At 64.6% G+C, this 18651-nt stretch carries 18 protein-coding genes; 8 read left to right on the top strand and 10 right to left on the bottom strand.

Going from position 1 to position 18651, the window contains the following annotated elements:
- The first annotated feature begins 5 nt into the window (after positions 1 to 5).
- A complete protein-coding gene (locus tag SZ63_RS06650; protein WP_048182936.1) occupies positions 6 to 515 on the top strand; it encodes a dual specificity protein phosphatase family protein in 510 nt (169 codons plus the stop codon).
- A complete protein-coding gene (locus tag SZ63_RS06645; RefSeq protein ID WP_048182933.1) occupies positions 512 to 880 on the top strand; it encodes a YigZ family protein in 369 nt (122 codons plus the stop codon). Before SZ63_RS06650 ends, SZ63_RS06645 begins: the two co-directional genes overlap by 4 nt.
- Here the strand turns inward: SZ63_RS06645 and SZ63_RS06640 are convergent.
- The 3 genes from SZ63_RS06640 to SZ63_RS06630 all read right to left on the bottom strand — a co-directional run bounded on the left by SZ63_RS06640 (position 870) and on the right by SZ63_RS06630 (position 3713).
- The gene (locus tag SZ63_RS06640) at positions 870 to 1262 is read right to left on the bottom strand and encodes a hypothetical protein (protein WP_048182926.1); all 393 of its coding nucleotides are present in this window, start codon (positions 1260 to 1262) and stop codon (positions 870 to 872) included. The two genes, SZ63_RS06645 and SZ63_RS06640, sit on opposite strands and share 11 nt — an antisense overlap.
- Positions 1263 to 1597: 335 nt before the next feature.
- Positions 1598 to 3010, bottom strand: coding sequence for a hypothetical protein (locus SZ63_RS06635; protein WP_156168409.1), 1413 nt, complete (start codon positions 3008 to 3010; stop codon positions 1598 to 1600).
- Complete coding sequence (locus tag SZ63_RS06630; RefSeq protein WP_048183785.1) at positions 2997 to 3713, bottom strand: ABC transporter ATP-binding protein; 717 nt, start codon at positions 3711 to 3713, stop codon at positions 2997 to 2999. Before SZ63_RS06630 ends, SZ63_RS06635 begins: the two co-directional genes overlap by 14 nt.
- Positions 3714 to 3956: 243 nt before the next feature.
- On the opposite strand from SZ63_RS06630, the gene SZ63_RS06625 reads away from it, so the two are divergent.
- The 4 genes from SZ63_RS06625 to SZ63_RS06610 all read left to right on the top strand — a co-directional run bounded on the left by SZ63_RS06625 (position 3957) and on the right by SZ63_RS06610 (position 8347).
- Entirely contained in the window at positions 3957 to 4235 is a 279-nt protein-coding gene (locus SZ63_RS06625; protein ID WP_048182925.1) for a 2TM domain-containing protein, read from the top strand.
- Between the two features lie 69 nt (positions 4236 to 4304).
- A complete protein-coding gene (glgP, locus tag SZ63_RS06620; RefSeq protein ID WP_048183782.1) occupies positions 4305 to 6518 on the top strand; it encodes an alpha-glucan family phosphorylase in 2214 nt (737 codons plus the stop codon).
- A 196-nt stretch (positions 6519 to 6714) separates the two neighbouring features.
- The gene (locus SZ63_RS06615) at positions 6715 to 7674 is read left to right on the top strand and encodes a hypothetical protein (protein WP_048182922.1); all 960 of its coding nucleotides are present in this window, start codon (positions 6715 to 6717) and stop codon (positions 7672 to 7674) included.
- Position 7675: 1 nt separating this feature from the next.
- Positions 7676 to 8347 carry a hypothetical protein gene (locus SZ63_RS06610; RefSeq protein WP_048182920.1) on the top strand — a complete coding sequence of 224 codons (672 nt, stop codon included), beginning with the start codon at positions 7676 to 7678 and terminating at the stop codon, positions 8345 to 8347.
- Here SZ63_RS06610 and SZ63_RS06605 read toward each other — a convergent pair.
- From SZ63_RS06605 to SZ63_RS06595, 3 genes are all read right to left on the bottom strand, one after another.
- Complete coding sequence (locus tag SZ63_RS06605; protein ID WP_048182917.1) at positions 8294 to 8962, bottom strand: hypothetical protein; 669 nt, start codon at positions 8960 to 8962, stop codon at positions 8294 to 8296. The genes SZ63_RS06610 and SZ63_RS06605 overlap by 54 nt on opposite strands.
- Positions 8963 to 9054: 92 nt before the next feature.
- The gene (locus tag SZ63_RS06600) at positions 9055 to 9555 is read right to left on the bottom strand and encodes a HEAT repeat domain-containing protein (RefSeq protein ID WP_048182914.1); all 501 of its coding nucleotides are present in this window, start codon (positions 9553 to 9555) and stop codon (positions 9055 to 9057) included.
- Between the two features lie 312 nt (positions 9556 to 9867).
- Positions 9868 to 11685: a PAS domain S-box protein gene (locus SZ63_RS06595; protein WP_241481269.1), complete on the bottom strand. Its 1818-nt coding sequence runs from the start codon at positions 11683 to 11685 to the stop codon at positions 9868 to 9870.
- Between the two features lie 259 nt (positions 11686 to 11944).
- Here SZ63_RS06595 and SZ63_RS06590 point away from each other — a divergent pair, with 259 nt between their 5' ends.
- Positions 11945 to 12682 carry an SAM-dependent methyltransferase gene (locus tag SZ63_RS06590; RefSeq protein WP_048182908.1) on the top strand — a complete coding sequence of 246 codons (738 nt, stop codon included), beginning with the start codon at positions 11945 to 11947 and terminating at the stop codon, positions 12680 to 12682.
- 27 nt (positions 12683 to 12709) lie between these two features.
- Here SZ63_RS06590 and SZ63_RS06585 read toward each other — a convergent pair whose 3' ends face one another.
- The gene (locus SZ63_RS06585) at positions 12710 to 14365 is read right to left on the bottom strand and encodes a cache domain-containing protein (protein WP_048182903.1); all 1656 of its coding nucleotides are present in this window, start codon (positions 14363 to 14365) and stop codon (positions 12710 to 12712) included.
- A gap of 105 nt (positions 14366 to 14470) precedes the next feature.
- Between SZ63_RS06585 and SZ63_RS12665 the strand changes: the two genes are divergently transcribed.
- Entirely contained in the window at positions 14471 to 14650 is a 180-nt protein-coding gene (locus tag SZ63_RS12665; RefSeq protein ID WP_156168425.1) for a DUF72 domain-containing protein, read from the top strand.
- A 268-nt stretch (positions 14651 to 14918) separates the two neighbouring features.
- On the opposite strand, the gene larC is transcribed toward SZ63_RS12665, so the two are convergent.
- The 3 genes from larC to SZ63_RS06570 all read right to left on the bottom strand — a co-directional run bounded on the left by larC (position 14919) and on the right by SZ63_RS06570 (position 18651).
- Complete coding sequence (gene larC / locus SZ63_RS06580; protein ID WP_052959077.1) at positions 14919 to 16211, bottom strand: nickel pincer cofactor biosynthesis protein LarC; 1293 nt, start codon at positions 16209 to 16211, stop codon at positions 14919 to 14921.
- A gap of 18 nt (positions 16212 to 16229) precedes the next feature.
- On the bottom strand, positions 16230 to 18074 hold the full coding sequence (locus SZ63_RS06575; RefSeq protein WP_048182900.1) for a hypothetical protein: 1845 nt from the start codon (positions 18072 to 18074) through the stop codon (positions 16230 to 16232).
- An 85-nt stretch (positions 18075 to 18159) separates the two neighbouring features.
- Positions 18160 to 18651, bottom strand: a complete 492-nt coding sequence (locus tag SZ63_RS06570) for a DUF367 family protein (RefSeq protein WP_048182897.1) — start codon at positions 18649 to 18651, stop codon at positions 18160 to 18162.

Here is an 18651-nt window from a genome sequence, read left to right as displayed (position 1 = left end):
GGCACATGATCGAGATCTACCAGAACCTCTACATCGGGACGCAGGAGGACTACGAGGTCGCGGTGGAGGCGCACGAGACCTGGTGCGTGGTACATGCCTGCCGGAGCCCCTACCACTGCCTGGCGGTCACCTACTCGCCGCTCGGCACGGTGCCGCCGGATCACCCCGAGCACCTGGTCGCCCGGCGGGGGAACCGGCTGATGCTCAACCTGGTCGATGCGAAGGATCCCGCCGACGTCCCGAAGGAGGCCGTCGATGCCGCTCTTGCCTTCATCGACCGGTGTCTGTCGGAGGGGCGGCAGGTGCTGGTTCACTGCGGTTTCGGCGTCTCCCGGTCGGCGGCGATCGGACTCCTCTACCTCGCGGCCTACACCGACGTCCTGCCGAGGGAGAGGTTCGCCGACGCCGAGGAGGCCTACCGCAAGATATATCCGCCCTACAAACCCGGCCGGGGGATCAGAGGGTTTCTCGAGGCGCACTGGGACGAGTACGCCCGGAGGCGGGTTGCGGCGTGACCGCGGAGCCTCTCGGCGCCGCCGTGATCGAGGTCCGGCGATCGCGGTTTTACGCTCACCTCTACCGGGTCGACGGATCGGAGGATGTCGCGGGGGTTCTCGCCGGCCACCGGGAGGCCTACCGGAAGGCTGCCCACCACTGTGCCGCCCTCCGGTGCGGTACCCTCGAGGAGTTCAGGAACGACGGCGAGGTCGGCCGGCCGGGGAGGATCCTCCTCGACCTGCTCCGCAAGCACGGCCTCGGGAGCCACGCGCTGGTGGTCTCAAGGATCTTCGGCGGAGTCCTCCTTGGCCCGGGCAACGTCGGCCGGGCGTTCCGCGACGCGGGGGAGGCGGCGATCCGCGAGGCAGGGGTTACCCGGTGACGAGAACCTGCTGCCGGGCAGTCGGGATACCCGCGGGAAGGATTGCCGAGACAGGAGCAAAAGCGGCCGCACGGGCGAGGACGGCCCGGAGCGCCTCGGCCGGCACCGTGTAGCGCTCCCCGGTGACGAGCTCGAAGACGACCGCTTTGCCCGTCCGCGATCGCTCCGCGCGGCCGACCGTATCCCCGAGAACCGGGCCCCAGTCGTCGCGAAGCAGCCTGACCCGGGCGGGCCGCCGGCCGTCGAGGGCCTGCCGGAGTTCGCCGGCCCCGGTTCCGAACCGCCTGCCGTCGAGGGCGATCTCGACGATCCGGCAGGGTCTCCCCCATTCGTCGACCGCGGCGCACCTGCTGTTCTGGAGGTAGCCTGCTCTCTCTAGCATACTCCCGGAGTCACCCGCAGGGGTTTAAAAGCCGCGCCGTGCGGGGGGTGAAAGTGAGATACCCCTCACGGGCTGGCAGCCAGATTGCCGGGAATTATCCCTGCCACACCCTGTCGCTCACGCGACGCGGCGAAATTCGCGTGAGATGGGATCTCGCCGCTATTCCTCCACCGTTAACTCACGCGAAGTGCGACGTTCCAACGGAACGGAGCATGAGAAGCCGTAGGCTTCGAGCCGCGAGGAACGCGAAGTCCAGCATATGGGTTGACGTCCCCTCTTCGCGCCTTCGCGTCTTCGCGCGAGATCTTCTTCCCACCCCAAAAATTCCAGTTGCGTCAGTATCCCGGCATCTCCCACGCCTGCCACTTCGTCCGGCCGCGGGAAAGGAGGAGGGCCGCCGGCACGACGAGGAGGAGGCTTAAGGCCGCGTATCCCGGGTCGACGATCGACGCGAAGATGAGGAGCAGGAGTGCCGGGCTTATCGCGAGCAGGTAGCGGAGGAAGACTCCGGCCGAGTAGAGCATCACGTTCGGGTGGAGCCCCGTGAGGTAGAGCGTCACCGCGAGGGTGTAGGCCGAGACCGAGGCGAACGCGGCAAGTGCCGGGAGGAACGTCCCCGCCGCACCGGAGGTCGCCGCCGCGAGCACGAGCACTCCGAGCGGGAGGAGGTTTGCGATGGCGTAGCTCTTCAGTTTCGCGTCGATCACCGCCGAGACCTCCACCGGCAGGAAGGCGTAGGAGGTGAAGGAGTCGAACTCGGTCAGCCAGTTGTAGATGGTGGCCGATATCACCCCGAGCAGGACCGCGAAGACCACCAGCGGATCGATCCCCGGGATGAACCGGATCAGGACCCGGAGGCAGACCCAGACGAGGCCGAGGGGGAGGAGGAACGAGAAGATCACCTTTCCGGCACCGCCTTCGCTCCGGAGGAGGTCGAGGGCGTCCTTTGCGATGAAATGCGCGCTCCCGAGGGTGCCGACCCTCTCCGCGAGGGGATCGAGGCTATTTTTAAACCGCTTCGTCCGGTCCGGGTAGTCGACGGTGACGAAGAGCACCGAGGCGGTTGCCGGGACCAGGATGAGGAGAAGCGAGATCGCGAGCGGTTCCACCTTGGGGTCGAGGAAGAAGGCGTACGGGGGGAGGACGGCGGAGACGGTGATCGCCCCGAGGCGGAACGCCGCAAGCGCGAACATCACGAGCACCGCGACGGTTCCGGCGAGGAGCGCGACGGAGCGTGCGTAGAGGGTCGAGAGGAAGCAGACGGCGGAGAGCCCGAGGAGGAAGGCGAGCGCGAGCGAGACGAATGCGAGGGGTCCCAGGCCCGGGTCGAGGCCGATGAACGGCGTCGCCGCGGCAAACCCGGCCGCGAAGGGGAGGACGTAGAGCAGGATGTAGTAGACGGTATCCTTCACGAGAAACGCGCCGAATATCCGCCGTTCGGAGACCGGGAGGCTCCGGGAAGCGTAGGCAATCAGGCTTGCCTGCCCGAACCGCCGGTTCATGAACTCGCGGCCCATGAGGCCGAACGACCCCACCATCACGCCCATGAGCAGGAAGAGGGCGTGCGCGAGGAGCGCGACCACGTCGTAGGGAAATACGTCGGCAAAGAGCGGGAGGGTGAACGATCCGAGAAGGGCAAAGATCGCGATGATCGCCGGGAAGAGGGCGAACCCGAGGCTCCCGAAGATCGTCGAGTGCATCCGCCACTCTTCCTTCATCATCGCGAGGAAGAGGTCAGGCACCGGCATCACCCTTGACCAGATCGAGGAAGAAGGACTCGAGATGCCGGCCCGATCCGACGAGGTCTCCGACCGGGCCGCAGTGAAGGAGCCTGCCGTTGTGGATGACCCCGATACGGTCGCAGATCTCTTCGGCGATCTCGAGGATGTGGGTGGAGAGGAAGACGGTCCCGCCATTGCGGACGTACTCCTGCAGGAAGTCTTTGACCGTCCGCTGCATGATGGGGTCCAGGTTGATCAGCGGCTCGTCGATAAGGGCGAGCCCGGGTTCATGGAGGAACGCCTGCGCAAACATCAGTTTCTGCCGGGTGCCCCGCGAGAGATCCTTGCAGAGGACGTCCCGCTTGTCCTGGAACTCCAGCAGGTCGAACCAGCGGTCGCACCGCTCGTCCACCGAATCGAGGTTTCGGATGCCGGCCACGAAGCGGAGGTACTCCTCGGCGGTAAGAAAACTCGGCGGCGTCTCCTGCTCGGGGATGATCCCGACGAGCCCCCGGACCCCGATGGGATCCTTCGCCGCATCGAGCCCCATAACCCGGGCCGACCCGGAGGTCGGCGGAATCTGCCCGGTCAGCATCCGGATCATCGTCGTCTTGCCCGAGCCGTTCGGCCCGAGCAGGCCGAAGAGTTCCCCTTCCGTGACAGAGAACGATACCCTGTTCACCGCGGTGACGTTGCCGTAGTTCTTCGTGAGGTCGGTTGCCTCTATCATCTGCCGCACGCGAGACACGCTCCTTCGGGTTCTGCTTGAAGGAACATCGGTAAACGGTGCATATAATACCTTTCCATTTACTCCGGCTGTCTTCGGGCCGTATCTGCAAAAATAATCATTATGGCCCCGCCGTTCTTCCGGCACCACCACGGGAGGTCGTGAGAGGCAGCCTGCCGGCCGTCGTATACCTGCTGCACCGGGGCATGGGCAGGTATAAGTATCCTGGTCGGTCATCGGAATCCCATGGACGAGCAGGATCGGTATGCACGTGCGAGGAGACGGGTCAAGGAGATTCGGGATTTCTACGAGCACCTCGTGCTCTATATCGCCGTCAATCTCATCCTCTTCGGGATCAACATGCTCTTCAGCCCTGACTCGCTCTGGTTCTACTGGGTAACATTCTTCTGGGGGATTGGCGTGGTAATTCATGGGTTCGGCGTCTTTGTCGAAGGCCGGATCTTCGGCAGGGAGTGGGAGGAGCGAAAGATCAGGGAGTTCATGGAGCGTGAAGAGCGGCGGTGAGCCGGTTCCGGCCCCGCCGTCCCTCCTGACAGAAGCACTTATCTGGTGAGGCAGATAATGCCCGTCGCGATGAAGACGGAGATACCCTACGACCGGTTCGCTCACGTCCCGGAACGGATCTTCGGGCTGGTCGACCTCGCGTACAACCTCTGGTGGAGCTGGCACTCCTCGGCGAGCGTGCTCTTCAAGATGCTGAACCGGGCGGAGTGGAAGATGAGCCGCCACAATCCGGTCAGGATGCTTCTCGATACCCCACCAAAGTTCTTCGAGCGGGCGGCGACGAACCCGGAGTACCTCCGCCGCTACGACATCATCATGCACCGGTTCGGGGAGTATATGGTGCCGGGAACGAGCTGGTTTGCGCAGCACTACCCCGCGCGGACCCCGCTGACGATCGCCTACCTCTCGAGCGAGTTCGGGCTGCACCACTCGCTCCCGTTCTACGCGGGCGGGCTCGGCATCCTCGCGGGCGACCACGTCAAGGCGTCGAGCGATCTCGGCGTGCCGACGGTCGCCGTCGGGTTCATGTACGCCGAAGGCTATCTCCACCAGCATATCGAGGGGAACGGGTGGCAGAAGAACGTTGCCGAGATCCTGGATCGCGACGCCGCCCCGGTTCTCCGGGTGCTCGGCGACGACGGGAAGCAGCTCGTGGTGAAGGTGCCCCTGATCGACCCGCCGATCTACGTCGCGGTCTGGAAGGTGCAGGTGGGACGGGTACCCCTCTACCTCCTCGATACTCATATCGACGAGAATCAGCCCGAGAACCGGAGCATCTCCCATCGCCTTTACTTAAAAGAGCTCGAGTGCCGGCTCCGGCAGGAACTGGTGCTCGGCATCGGCGGAAGGAAGGTTCTCCATACCCTCGGCGTGGAATACTCGGCGATGCACCTGAACGAAGGTCACTCCGCGTTCGCCATCCTCGAGCGGCTCCGGGAGCGGCTCGTGGCCGGGATGCCCCCCGATGATGCGCGTGAACAGGTCCGGGGCACCTCGGTCTTCACCACCCACACCCCCGTGGCGGCTGCCCACGACGTCTTCCCCGAGGATCTGATGGCGAAGTACTTCCGGAGTTACTGCCCGTCGATCGGTCTTTCCTGGGACGAGTTCATGGCGCTCGGCGACGATCCCCACAACCCGGGTGCCGGGTTCAATATGACTGCTTTTGCGCTCCGGATGAGCCGGTTCCACAATGGTGTCTCCAAAAAGCACGGCGAAGTCGCCCGGGAGATGTGGCAGCCTCTCTGGCCCGACCTCGCCCCCGAAGAGGTGCCGATCGACGCCATCACGAACGGTGTTCACGTGCCGACGTGGTTGAACCACCGTATCGAGGCGCTCATCGACCGCTACATGGACCCGGTCTATCCGAACTGGCGGGAGGATTACGACAACCCAATCATCTGGGAGGTGGTCGACGAGATCCCGGACGAAGAGCTCTGGCGCGAGCACCAGTGGCTGAAGATGAAGCTCTTTTCCCGGATCCGGGATCGGAAACGCCGAAAATGGGCGAACCTCCGTGACGAACCCGCGAATCTCGCGGCCGAGGGGCTCATGCTCGACACCTCGGCGCTGACGATAGGGTTTGCCCGCCGGTTTGCCGAGTACAAGCGGGCGGATATCATCTTCGAGGACCTGGATCGGCTTGATCGGATCGTGAACAACCGCTGGAGGCCGGTGCAGTTCATCTTCGCCGGGAAGGCCCACCCGGCCGACGAGCGCGGCAAGCGGATCCTGCAAAGGATCTATCAGTACTCGCAGGATCCCCGGTTCGGCGGCCGGATAGCGTTTATCGAGGACTACGGCGAGCAGCTTGCGCGTTACATGGTTCACGGCGTCGACGTCTGGATGAACACCCCCGTCCCGCTTATGGAGGCGAGCGGCACGAGCGGTATGAAGGCAGGGATGAACGGGGTGCTGAACCTCTCGGTCCTGGACGGCTGGTGGGTCGAGGGCTACAACGGCAGGAACGGCTGGGGTTTCGAGGGCCACGCGGCCTCCCCGGGAGATAACCGGGCTGATGCGGAGACGATCTACGATCTCATCGAGAACGAGGTTGCGCCGCTCTACTACTCGCGGACGATGAACGACGTTCCCTACAAGTGGGTCCGGGTGATGAAAGAGTCGATCAAGAGCGTTGCCCCGCAATACTGCTCTCTCCGGATGCTCAAAGAATACGTCACCCGGTATTACCCCTCGGTCTGCAGGTATGCGGCCGGGCCGGGAGAGCAGCTGGCCGGACTCGAGGGGGTCTGCCCCCCGGGCCCCGCGCCCAGAATGAGGTGATGCGGCGCTGCCGGCGCAAAGCGGAGGGGGCCGTCCCTCCCGCCGACCGGTTCCGGCAGGAAGGCCCCGGACACCCGTTCACGTTTCATTCTCGTATTAAGCCATTTCGGAATGATCCGCCACCTGAGCACAACAGTTAACGTTTTTTAACGGTGGATAGCAAACATCTCTACCGGAGGCTGTTGCTGGTTCTGCTATGGAGTGGAAGGACGTTATCCCGGTCATCGCGGGTGCGGTCGTGATCCTGGTCGTCGCCCTCGTAGTGAAACCCGCTCTCCTCGGGGAGCCGATCGGCCTCGTCTCTCATGGTTCGGTCCCGGCCGGCGACCCGCCCGTATACGTCTCGTCCGCGCCGGTACCGACGCCGACGCCGTTCGTGGACGACGGCGAGGCCTGCACCCGGAATTTCCGCTGGACGGCGATCGACGGCGGCGTCCGGACGACGCAGGTCACGGTCCCGGAGGCGCTCTTCCTTGCGCACCGGGGGACTCCGCGGTTCAGCGACTATAATTCATGGGGGCGGTATGCGCTTGCGGATACCGACCGGCCGATCCTCGAGGATCTTGCGCGCCGGATCGCGCCCCCGACCGCCAACCCGGACGAGGGCTACTTCCGGCTGATGAACCTCGTCTTCTTTGTCCAGCAGATCCCCTACGATAAGGACGACAACGCGACCTCTTACACCGAGGGCGTCCTTCCCCGTCACGCCATATACATGAAGGACGGCGTCGAGTATCCTAAATACCCCGTCGAGATGCTCGTCGACGGGAGGGGGGACTGCGAGGATGCAGCCATCCTGATGGGAGGGCTCCTCGACGCCCTCGGCTACGATACGGTGCTGCTGCGATACTCGGATCACATGGCCCTCGGCATCCGGATGAACGAGTTCAACCCCTACTACGCGAAGTACACGCCGAAGTACTTCACGTATGGGGGAAAGCACTACTACTACGTCGAAGGGACGGATTTTAAGTGGGGGAACGTCTCGGTCGGCTCCACGGCGATCTGGGGAAGACCGCTGGCTATCGGGGACACTTCCGGCACGGGCATCCCCAGCGTGCGGTCGGAGACCCCGCAGATCGTCCCGCTCCGCTACGTCCCCGAGCCGGGGGAGTACCGGATCCGTTCCGCCCGTCTGCCGGCAGGAGGAGCGTGAGATGGACCCCGATAGCCCCGAACCGTCCGGCAGCCTGAAGCTCCCGAAACTCCCGGATCTGAAACTCCCGAAGATCGCAGTCACCAGGGAGAAGGCGCTCGCGGCCGCCGGGACGGCGGTCTTCGTGGTGGTGGTCGCCTTCGTCGGGGGGGCGATCCTTTTCAACTACACCGCAGATCAACAGGTTGCCGCGTTCCACAGCCACGTCTCGGCGTCGGAGGCCGATCTCTCCCAGATCTCCGGGAAGATCACCGCGCATATGCGCACCCCCACGAACGACCTCTCGGTTGCCGAATGCGATGCCCATGTGCGGGAATTTGCGGCAATCGCGAACTACGGCAGGGATGTTACGGCCTACCACCGCCGGATCGTCTCGGCCGACACCGTCCCGGAAGCCTACGCCGGAGCACAGTCGGCTTACGTCCGGGCGCTCGACAACCTGAACCGTGCGTTCACGTTCTGGTCGTCGGCCGCGGGCGCCTACGCCGTGCAGGATTATAATGCGGCAAACCGGAACATCGCAGAAGCGGACGCGGCGTGGCGGGATTACGCCGCCGCGATCACGGATTACGACCGCGAACTTCGCGCCGCAGAAGAGGGGGCGGAAGTTCCCCCCCGCCTAGACGAGGTACTTCTCCGGGACGGAGATGACGATCTTGAAGGATTCCAGTGACTCCGAGCGGGTGACGAAGTAGTAGTCGTCGTAGCCTTCCCGGATCAGGAACGTCTTCTCCTTTTCTACGGGGTTGTTTCTTGTAGCGTTGCTCTCGACCTCGAGTATATCGCCCCGGAAGTACCGGATCTCCTCGACGAGCCGGTTCGGGTCGTCGGGATCGCGGATCTCCACCGCGAGCCAGGGGTATTCAGTCCCCGCCGTTGCGCTCACGGTGATCGCCCAGTAGGGGAACGGGATGTGGTAGACCTCGGTGGTGAGAACGCGGCGCCCGTAAAGGCCTTCATCACAGGAGACCGCCGCATACTCCACCATCTTCTCGGATATGCGGATGTCTTGCGGCGGTTTCACCATCGTTGTGGTGGGCGTCGGGGTCACCGAGAGATGGTAGGTCGCGGGGTCGACGAACCCCACGCTTTGCGGCTGATCCTTCCCGCGGGGGGGCACGGGCGGCGTTGGGGCCGGCTGGCTCCCTCCCACTGCCTGCACCTCCGTCGGCGCGGGTGTCCGGGAGGCCGGTTGCGCGTCTGTGGTATCCTCCTCGGGCGTCATGCAGCCTCCGGCGATGACGGCTGCCGCAAGGAGGATCAGGACCAGGATATGGCGCCCTTGCATACTGATCTCTTGTTTGCGGGCTCTATTAGAAGTTACCCATCAACGCCGCTCTGGAGGGCGGCCAAAAAAAAAGAGGTGCCCGGAGGGGAGCCTCACGTCCCCTCGAAGGCCTCCATAGCAAGGCCTCTGAATCCCTCGCCCGACTGTTCGAACTCCTTCTCCACCTCGGCAATCCCCGCGGGGTCGCCGAGTTTCAGCAGGGCCGCGGCGGTCAGAGCGCGGCAGCACTCGGACCGGCTGGTCCGGAGGGCGCCGACCAGCGGGTCGACCGCCCGCTGGTCGCCGATCTCGGCAAGCGCCCAGATCGCCGGATTCTTGATATCGTCGTCCGCAACGAGTATGACCCCGACGAGCGGCTCCACCGCTTCGGCGCCGGTGCGGGCGAGCGCCATCGCCACGGTCCAGCGTGCGTCGTTGTCGACGGCAAGCAGCGTCCGTACCAGCGGGCCGACCGCCGGTGCCCCGAGTGCCCCGAGGGCATTGACGGCCTGCAGGCTGGTGTAGGTGTCGCCGTTGAGCATGGCGTACATCAGCTCCCGGACCTCCGCGTTGTCTTCCTCCCGCACCCCTCTCCTCTCGATGGTCGTCTGCATCTCTTCACCTCCTGGTGCAAATTGGGGGTGTCCCGGGATGCCGATAAGTTTTTACGAACCAGAATCGCCGTGCGGTACCGCAGATCGGTACTGCCGGGCATAGGTTCTTATACCCTCGGGGGTGGCGGTGCTCAATCTCCGTTCCTCGAAGACCCCCGGTCTTCTCAAACTCCTGTCCGAAACCCTTCGGGTTTCTCATGCTCCGTTCCGTTGGAACGTCGCACCCTGCGGGCCATCGCATCCTACGGGCCATCGCATCCTACGGACAGTTGTTCCCCGGAACGTCGCCGTTCGGAAACGCTTCGCGTCTTCTCAATCTCCGTTCGGCCGGAACGTCGCAGCCGCCATCATCCCGATCACCCTGCCGCCTTCGGCCACGATCGGCGTCCCGAGGAGGTCCGCCCGGAACTTCTCGCCGCCGCTCCGAAGGCCGGCAAGCTCGCCGTGCCAGAATCCGCCTCCGATGACTGTGTTGATGACGTCCTTGATATCATCCGGGCGCTCCCAGAACCGGGAAAAATGTGATTCCTGGACATCTTTTGGGTCCGGGTAACCCCAGAGGGCCAGAAAAGCGGCGTTCGCGTAGGTCACCACCCCGTCCGGGTCGAGGAAGGCGACCGCCCGCCTGGTGGAGGCTATCGCCTGGTCCTTGATGAGGAGTTCCTGCTCCCGCCGCCGCAGGTCGGCGATGTCCGCGACGAGGAGACGGTAGGCCCGCGTCTCTTCGGTGATATCCTCGCAGGTCGAGTATTCTGTCCCGTCGCAGAGTGTTACGAAGCGGGAAAGAACCGTCTTCTTCGAGCCGTCCCGGCACCGGACAGTAAACGTCCGGGGCCTGACCTGGCCCGGAACCGAACGCTCGAGATCCGATCGCCAGGCACCGAGGGCCTCCCGCCGGGCCTCTTCATCCGGAAAGATCAACCGGGTCCACTCTGCGACTGTGGGTGCTTCGTCCGGACCGTAGCCGAAGATCTCCACGAACCTCCGGTTGACGTAGACAAACCGCCTCTCGCAGTCGATGAGCGCGACCCCGAAGGGAGACGAATCGACCATGTTCCGAAACCGCGCCTCGCTCCGCTGGAGCCGTTCGGCGGTCTGCCGCCGGGCGAGGGCGATGGATGCCTGCCGGGTGAATGACTCGATAGTCTCCCGGTTCTCGAGTTCCCTTCCCGGTCGGAGAAAGATACCCGCGATCCCGAAAAGTTGCTCGCGCCAGACCAGCCCTATGACGTACATCTTTGCGACATCGAACCGGGTGAGGATCTCCTCGCAGACCTCCTCCGGGACTGCCCCGAAGCAGAGGTCGTAGAACGACCACGAGGACGGTATAGGGCGGAAGACGTACTCCCGCAAACCGCGTATCGAGAGGGGGGTTTCGTGATACGGGGTGTCGAAGATCCGGGCGATCGGGATGATCAGGCCGATGGGGTCCCGCCCAAGGATCTCCGCGAGCATCTCCCGGGCCCCCTCGCCGGCGACTGCCCGCATGACGAACTGCTGGTGGGGTTCGTTGTAGGAGAAAAGATAAGCATATGCTCCGGGCACGAGTTCCGTAAGCCGGTCGAGGATGTACTGGTAGATGTCGACCGGCGGCAGATCGACGAGTTCCATCGCCGTCCGGGCAAGAAGCGCCATGTTTCGGGTATACCGCTTCCGCTCGGTGATATCCTCGAGGACTATGGTGCACCCCTTCTCCCCGCCCTCGAACGTCGTCGGGATCGCCTGCATCTGGTAGAAGGACTCGCTCCCGTCATCCCGCCGGTGAGCGATGTCGGCGATCACCTGCTCCCGCTCAAGCCCTTCGACGACGGCAAGGGCCTCGGGAGAGGAGACGACGGGGAGATCGGCATCGCGGATGTTTTGGCCCGCGAGCTCCTCTTTTGGGCGCCCGAACTGTGCAAGACACCGATCGTTGGCCTGAACGATCGCGAGATCGGTATCGAGAACCAGGATCAGGTTCTTCGTGAAGCAGAGGAACGCCGAGAGGGGTATGCGTTGCGCGACGGAATAGACCTTGGCGTTGCCGACGAGCCGCGCCTCGACCTGGCCCGCCGCCTGCATCACCTCAAGGTGCTTCGAGACCGAGTTCCGGTTCGCCCCGAGGGCTCTCGCGATCTCGGTGATCGTCATACCCTTCGGCCGGAATTTGAGAGTTTGTAGGGTTTTCCCCGGGATATCCTGCTCCGGCTGCATACCGTATCGGTGCGTGGTGTTCTATACGATATATAATGTTTATGCTCCTGGTGGCGGGACTTTCCGCTGACGTTTGGGCGTCTCCGTCAGGTGTGCACCGGCGCTATGGCCCGGGCAGGGCCGATCGGAGTGCAGGGATTTAAACGGGGAAGGCGTATCCTGTACGACGGGCCGGGCGCCCGGAGGACCGCCGATCATGGAGAACAATGAACTCGTCAGCATAACGCAGGGAACGCTCGCGATCATGAACCCAACCACGCCGGAGAAGGTCCTCGCCGCCGGGCGGGCGGCGGGGCTCCGGGAGGGCTCCCGCGCCGTGGAGGTCGGGTGCGGAAACGGGACGATACTCGCTCTCTGGGGGCGCGAGTACGGGATATCCGGCCTCGGGATCGAGACTCGCGAGGATGCCTGCCGGCGGGCGGAGGAGACGTTCCGGGCGGCGGGGCTCGGTGAACGGATCGCCGTCCGGTGCATGGACGCCCGCAGTTACGTCCCCGACGAGCCGTTCGACTGCGCCGCCTCGATCGGTGCGTCGCATATCCGGGGCGGGTTTTCAGCGACGCTCGACGCGCTGCTCGATCTGGTCCACGGCGAGGGCGCCGTCGTCATCGGCGACCGCTACTGGCAATCCGACCGCGTCCCACCGGAATTCGCCCGGGAGTGGCCCGATATCTCGACCGAGTACGAGATCCTCGGTGCCGTGCGGGATGCCGGGCTCGACGTCGCCGCAGTCATCCGGTCGAGCCCGGACGACTGGGATCGTTACGAGTCGGGGATCTGGCAGTCGGCCATCTCCTGGCTTGGCAGCCATCCCGATCATCCCGAGCGAGACTTCATGATCGACTACCTCCACCGCATCCAGGACGAGTACTTCGGCTACGGCCGCGAACACATGGGCTGGGGGCTCTACGTTCTGGTGCCCGGTTTTTATTAGACGGTTTAAAAAAAAGGAAGGCACTGGTTACGCATCGGCGTATACGCCGGATCCTACGAACCACCCTTCGTCGACCGGAGCGACATAGCAGAGTTTGAGTTCGTCAAGCCCGGTGTCCGGGTTATAGTAGGTGATGTATACGAACCCGCCCCCGCTCTCTGCAGCGGCGCTCTCGAGGAGGATCACCCTGACGCCGTAGCGGTCTACGAGGTCGAAGCGGTTTTTCCCGATGTACTCCGGCTGGTAAGGGAGGGCGAGCGTCGTCCCGTCCGTTCTATAGGCAAAGATATACGCCCCGCCGTCGGCAAAGTCATCGGAGAGATTGTTAAATGCGGTACACGCCGCCTCTCTTCCATGCTCCTGCGCAAAGTCCCGCGCAGCCTTCACCCGCTCCACGAGCGTCTCCCTGACCTCTGTGTCGAATTCGGTTCCGACCCCGGGGATGTAGATCCCCGAGCCGACGAACCAGGTCTCGTCCACGGGGAGGACGTAGCCGAGTTTGAGCTCTTCGGCATACCCCCTCGCCGGGTTCGGGTAGATGTAGTAGATGCTGCCGCCACCTTCCGCCGCAATCCTGCTCATGCCGGAGATATAGGCCACACCGCTCGAGTCGTGCACCTCGCTGCGGTTCGTGCCGACGAACCCCTGCTGGAAGGGAAGTGCAAGGACGGTGCCGTTCGTATCGTAGGCGAAGATGTAGAGCTCCTCTCTGACGAACTCGCCGTCCGGGTCGTTGAACGCGGAAATGGCGTCGGTGCGCCCGTGCTCACGTGCATAGAGGGCCGCCTCGGCAACAAAAGCCTTCATCTCGTCTGCGGCATCCGCCGCAGGCGGCCTCTCGCCGGCTGCGGCCGGCACTTCTCCCGCATCCAGGCCCCGCGTGACGACGACGCGCCACTCCGCACTGTCGATGCCGGCGGTGTCCCATACTGCTTCTTTCGTCACGTTCCGCTCCCAGTTCCGGTTCCAGAACGAGTACTCGAGCGACCCGGAGGGCTCGGCAACGATACGGGAGAACGCCTTCTGGAGTGCCGGGGACTGGTATGCGGGGTCGGAGAAGAGGTTCTTTCCGATCTCTTCGGGCGTCGTATCGTAGATCACGCGACCGTCGGTCTGCGCCACCCAGATATCGTACGGGGTGCCGTTTGTCAGGGGCGCGACCGCCCGGCCGATGAGGGCGTCGGGGCGGTACGCGAGACTCACGAACCCGAGGTACTCCCCACCCTTCCCGAAGACCGGATAACTCTGGGCAATTCCGGCGTATCCCTCTTCAAGAGGGAAGACCTCGCTCACGAGCGGCACCTGCTCCCGGACCGCCCGCCCGGTCTCCGGGTGGGACGAGATATCGCTCTCTACCGCGCCGGCGTAGTTCTCGGGTACGGCCATGACCACGATGCCGTCTTTCATCACCACCAGGGTCGATTCCGTATAGGGGTGGTTCAGCATCGCCTGCCGCACCGCCTCTTTCCCGGCGGCGCTCGTGAGCCCGTCCTCGCCGAGTACCCGGGCACTCTCGCGGGCCGAGGCTCTGACGCCCTCCAGTTCGTCGTTTATCCCGGCGACGGCCTCCTGAAGAACCCCCTCCCCGCCCTCACCTAAAGAGGGCTGGTTCTCTTCCGTGCAGCCTGCCCCGAGCACCGCGACGGCGACGAGAAGGGCGGCAATAAATGTAGTTATTCGCATAATCGAAGTTATTCCGGGGTATTATTAAATATGCTGGATTTTTGCGGGATTGCTTTGGAAAAGAGGGTTTTCTGGAGTTCTTGACGGTCCGCGGAGCACCTTCGGCTGCACGGGCGGGATGCCTGGTACCGGCACGACTATACGAAGGGTGAACTCACCGCCATCCGGGATCGAATCACCGGCATCGGCCCGGAACGGGTGTATATCTCCTTCAACACCGATCACGCCATGCTCGAAGACGCGAGGGCCATGGCGCGCCGTTTCGGGGGGAAGCCATCTGTCTGACGGCAAGAAACGACTGTCTTCTCTTTACGGCGCCAATTTATCGTTTTTTTCAATTCAGGAGCCGGGACGCAATAATCGTACGGGGGAATACCCGGCCTTTTGAAAGTTGTTCGGCAAATTGGGTCGAAAACAGTGTTTGATCGGCGATATGAAATAGAATTGTATAAATATCGCATGCATCATCTAATATCTTGGGGAACTATTACCCCGGTGACATGAGAGAACTGTAGACGCGAGTGGGGCACGTCCCGGTGGGAAGTGCTCGCACTCACTCGTCGCGTGCGGTATTTGCCGCGTTTGGGCGGTCGGGTGGGCATCCACCCCCTGCACCCCCTTGAGCATCGGTGCGCGCTCTTTTCCATTCCGATATGCGTAGCCTGACCTCCTCGTCCACGAACCGAAGGGGGATGCCCTGTTCCCGTGCAATCGCGGAGAGGTCTTCGTATTCGGGTTTTTCTGCGATAAGACGGCCGTCCATGGTCGAGGTCTTCACCCGGACGGGGTACACCCTGCCGCCGAGGCTGACCGGCACCGTCTCCTTCTCCCGGACGGCCACCACCTTCCGAAACTCATACACCCGCACCCCGAGCGTCCCGGTCTCTTCCATGAGAACCCGGATCAGGTGGTCTTCCTCTCCTGTAGCGGCCATCACCGATACGACGTTGACCGGCCGGTTCTTCTTCCCGAACGCCGGGGTGACGAAGACGTCTACCGCCCCCTCGGCGAAGAGGCGCTCGACCGTGTAGCCGATCACCTCGCCGGGGATGTCGTCGAGGTTCGTCTCGAGGATGACGAACCGGTCCTCGCCCGAGGGGAGGCGTTCCCCCTCCACCACCCGGAGCAGGTCGGGCCGTCCCGGAACCTCCCGGGTGCCGGTGCCGTAGCCGACCCGGACGGGAGCCATGGCCGGGTAGGGAGTTACCGCGCGTTCTGCAAGGTTGGCGAGCAGGGCCGCTCCCGTCGGCGTGGTCAGCTCGACGTCGACGGGCGCGGAGGCGAACGGGAACCGGTGCCGGGCGAGGATCTCGAGCGTCGCCGGCGCGGGTCCCGGGATCTCGCCGTACCCTATCGGGATGGTTCCGCTGCCGAGCGCCGGCGGTGTCGCGACGATCGTTCCCTCGAAGAACCCCGCCCGGTCGAGGAGCAGCATCGTCCCGACAACGTCGAAGATAGTGTCCACCGAAGCGATCGCATGCCGCGAGAATCCCGCCCGGTGGAGGTGCGCCCCGGCGGCGGCGAGGTCGCCGATGACCGCAAGCGCCCGGGAGCGTGCGCCCGGCGACAGGCCTGCAGCACCAGCGGCCGCGGCAGCTGCTTCCAGGAGATCGCCCGCGTCAGTCGCGCCTCGTTCCGCGATCTCGATCGCGAGGCGGGTCGCTGTGATCCCGCCCGCATCCACGGTCTTTGCCTCGTAGGTGAACTCCCGGCAGAGATCGAGAGCCAGGATCGCGTCCGCAAGCGGATCGAGTGCGCGGGGCTCACCGATGAGGTCGACGAGGGACGCAAGGAGCATATCCCCCGCTATCCCCGCGCATGCCGGGTCGATGACGAGGACCTTCATACTTTCCCGCCGGGCTCCTCACTCCACCCCTTCGAGCGGTTTGCCGAGGCTTGCATACACCGTCTGCGCAAGTTCCGCGACCTTTTCAGCCGCCTCCCGGCCGCCGGCGATGGCGTTCGTCAGGTATGCGCCTTTTGCGGCCTTCTTCGCCGCTTCCGCAGGCCCGGTTCCGAGGGCGGCGGCGACCGCGGCCGGCACGACCATGTTGATGATGGTGTGCCCGATATACTGCATCTCCTGGGTAAGGACAGCGCCGACGAAGACGGCGGTGCCCATATCGGGGTCGTCCCGCCCCTTCCCCTCAAGCGCGTACTCCGGGACCACCCGGGCGGTGAGGTTCTCGATATGGTAGTCCCTCCCGTCGATGGCGATGTCGTAGGAGACCTTCGGGTCGAACCCCCAGAACTTCGCGGTGAACCCGTCCGTTCTCCGTGCGTGGGGACCTATCTCCGTGAAGCGGAACCTGATCTCTTTCCCCGTGAACCCCGAGAGTGCCGCGGAGCCCCGCCGCTCGACGAGGGCTCTCCGCTCGTCGTCGAGGGCCCCGGCCGCCTCTTCAAGGGAGTTACCTGCCTTGAGCATCTCGTAGACCTTCGCCGCCCGCCGGTAGATCGCCCGGTCACGCACCGGTTCGCTCGCCCGGATGCAGGCCTCCGTCACCGAACCCCGGTTCACGACCTCGGCCTTCCGGACGATGGTGTTCAGGCCGCAGAGGGCGAGTTCGGGGTCGATGAACGACTGCATCTTGTAGTCCCGGATCGCCGTTGCGGTCGCCTCGACGTCGCCGCCGTTTGCAAGCAGCAGCCGGAGCGCCGGCAGGATGTCGCCGGCGAGGTGGCCGAGCGGGACGTTCACCGGCCCGCCGGAGAACCCCGCCCCGATCATGGCGGACTCCTGGAACCCGGCGAAGAGCTCGTTCGTCACCATCGACCCGATCACCGACGGCCCGCCGACGTCCTTCAAGATCAGCCCGAAGTCGCCGACGACCCGGACGGTGTCGTACTCCTCCCCGGTCCCCCGCATGTGAAGTTTCTCGGGCAGTTTCGCCGCCTCGACGGCCCCTTTCCCGGCGAGGTAGGCGGAGTCGACCTGCCCGAACTTCCCGAACTCCTCCCCGAGGAGGGCGTCCGGGTGGACGAGTTCCATCGTCACCGCCGCCGCGATCAGGGCCGGCCAGAGGGGGTAGGGTGTCGTCCCGGCGCCCTCCATGCTCCGCATCAACGCCTCGGTCCCGACCTTTGCGGCGTTTCTCGCGAGTTCGGGGATGTTGTAGTCCTCGCCGAGCGCCGCGTGACCCATGACGCCGCCGCCGGCAACGAAGGGCGGCAGAACCGCGCCGTCGAGCCGGGTCAGTTTCTTATCCATCAGCGCCTCGTAGATCGCGAGGTAGGCGGGGAACGCCGGGATGCGGTGGGTGAACTTGTTCGTCGTCAAAGCGATGGCACTCGTCCGGTCGCCGCCGGCATGCATCCGGGCGATGGCGCCGAGTTTCCGGTTTCCGAGCGGCACGCCGGCTCGGGCGCAGCTTCCCGAGAAGTAGGCGAGCGTCGCGACGATCAGGGCTGCGTTCGCCGGTTCCGCCCCGCCCCGCTTCGCTTCACCCACCGCCTTCCCGATGATCGTATCGAGCGGCAGGTGGGGGGCCGAAGCATCGACCACCGTCATGTTCATCAGACTCATTTCGGGCGCGCCGATGCTGCAGAAGATGTCCTCCGCAAGCGAGTTCGCCGCGGCAAACGCAGGAATCACGAGCGCCCCGTGGCCGCGGGTCGCCGCCTCCAGCTTGTCGACGGTCATGTAGTCGGGCTTGAACGTCACGGCATGGGCCGCGGCAAGGAGCGCCCTCTCTCGTTCGGTATCCATGGTCCGGTAACCTCCTGTTCCTCGGACGCGGAATGGAGGCTCCCGGAATAAATACGTGCCGACCCCGGGGATGCCGGGGTTCCGGCTACATGTACAGCGCCTGGAGAGCGACGACCTCGGCACTGTCCTTTGCCCGCGAGTAGTCCTCGAGGGGGTCGGCGTTCACCTCGAGGAACCGGAGCCCCCACCCGAACGGGGCGAGGATCTCTCTGGCCTGCTCCTTCCCGCCGAGGATGTAGAGGGTTGCGGCCATCGCCTCCACCGAGGTGAGCCGGAACGGCCGGCCGAAGTTCACCGGGTTTGCGGCTACGAGGAAGGGGAGCGCCCGGCGGTTGCGCCAGGAGGCGACGGCCCCGGTATCGAGCACCTCCCAGGAGCAGTCGAGCGCCGTTATCGAGGGGAGGTCCCGGTCGGCGGGGGAGACCGCTCTCTCCGCCGTCGGGTCGAGGAGGAGGGTCGAGCGGGGGATCTTCGCGATGCTCGTGACGATCCGGGCAAGCCCGCGCCGGGCGAGTTTCTTCACCGTGCATTTCCGGGGGTCGCAGGTGTCGTCCCGGTAGGCGTAGAGCGGTATCAT

This window comes from Methanoculleus sediminis, from assembly GCF_001017125.1.
In the GTDB taxonomy this organism is placed as follows: domain Archaea; phylum Halobacteriota; class Methanomicrobia; order Methanomicrobiales; family Methanoculleaceae; genus Methanoculleus; species Methanoculleus sediminis.
Note: the sequence above shows the minus strand (reverse complement) of the source record. Positions and strands in the feature narration are given on the sequence as shown.

Excerpts from the sequence above, each read along its gene's own strand:
- SZ63_RS06630 (WP_048183785.1), bottom strand. The coding sequence starts at position 3,713 with ATGATAGAGGCAACCGACCTCACGAAGAACTACGGCAACGTCACCGCG.
- glgP (WP_048183782.1), top strand. The coding sequence starts at position 4,305 with ATGAAGACGGAGATACCCTACGACCGGTTCGCTCACGTCCCGGAACGG.
- SZ63_RS06650 (WP_048182936.1), top strand. The coding sequence starts at position 6 with ATGATCGAGATCTACCAGAACCTCTACATCGGGACGCAGGAGGACTAC.
- SZ63_RS06610 (WP_048182920.1), top strand. The coding sequence starts at position 7,676 with ATGGACCCCGATAGCCCCGAACCGTCCGGCAGCCTGAAGCTCCCGAAA.
- SZ63_RS06595 (WP_241481269.1), bottom strand. The coding sequence starts at position 11,685 with ATGACGATCACCGAGATCGCGAGAGCCCTCGGGGCGAACCGGAACTCG.
- SZ63_RS06590 (WP_048182908.1), top strand. The coding sequence starts at position 11,945 with ATGGAGAACAATGAACTCGTCAGCATAACGCAGGGAACGCTCGCGATC.
- larC (WP_052959077.1), bottom strand. The coding sequence starts at position 16,211 with ATGAAGGTCCTCGTCATCGACCCGGCATGCGCGGGGATAGCGGGGGAT.
- SZ63_RS06640 (WP_048182926.1), bottom strand. The coding sequence starts at position 1,262 with ATGCTAGAGAGAGCAGGCTACCTCCAGAACAGCAGGTGCGCCGCGGTC.
- SZ63_RS06605 (WP_048182917.1), bottom strand. The coding sequence starts at position 8,962 with ATGCAAGGGCGCCATATCCTGGTCCTGATCCTCCTTGCGGCAGCCGTC.
- SZ63_RS06575 (WP_048182900.1), bottom strand. The coding sequence starts at position 18,074 with ATGGATACCGAACGAGAGAGGGCGCTCCTTGCCGCGGCCCATGCCGTG.
- SZ63_RS06585 (WP_048182903.1), bottom strand. The coding sequence starts at position 14,365 with ATGCGAATAACTACATTTATTGCCGCCCTTCTCGTCGCCGTCGCGGTG.
- SZ63_RS06600 (WP_048182914.1), bottom strand. The coding sequence starts at position 9,555 with ATGCAGACGACCATCGAGAGGAGAGGGGTGCGGGAGGAAGACAACGCG.
- SZ63_RS06615 (WP_048182922.1), top strand. The coding sequence starts at position 6,715 with ATGGAGTGGAAGGACGTTATCCCGGTCATCGCGGGTGCGGTCGTGATC.
- SZ63_RS06635 (WP_156168409.1), bottom strand. The coding sequence starts at position 3,010 with ATGCCGGTGCCTGACCTCTTCCTCGCGATGATGAAGGAAGAGTGGCGG.
- SZ63_RS06625 (WP_048182925.1), top strand. The coding sequence starts at position 3,957 with ATGGACGAGCAGGATCGGTATGCACGTGCGAGGAGACGGGTCAAGGAG.
- SZ63_RS06570 (WP_048182897.1), bottom strand. The coding sequence starts at position 18,651 with ATGATACCGCTCTACGCCTACCGGGACGACACCTGCGACCCCCGGAAA.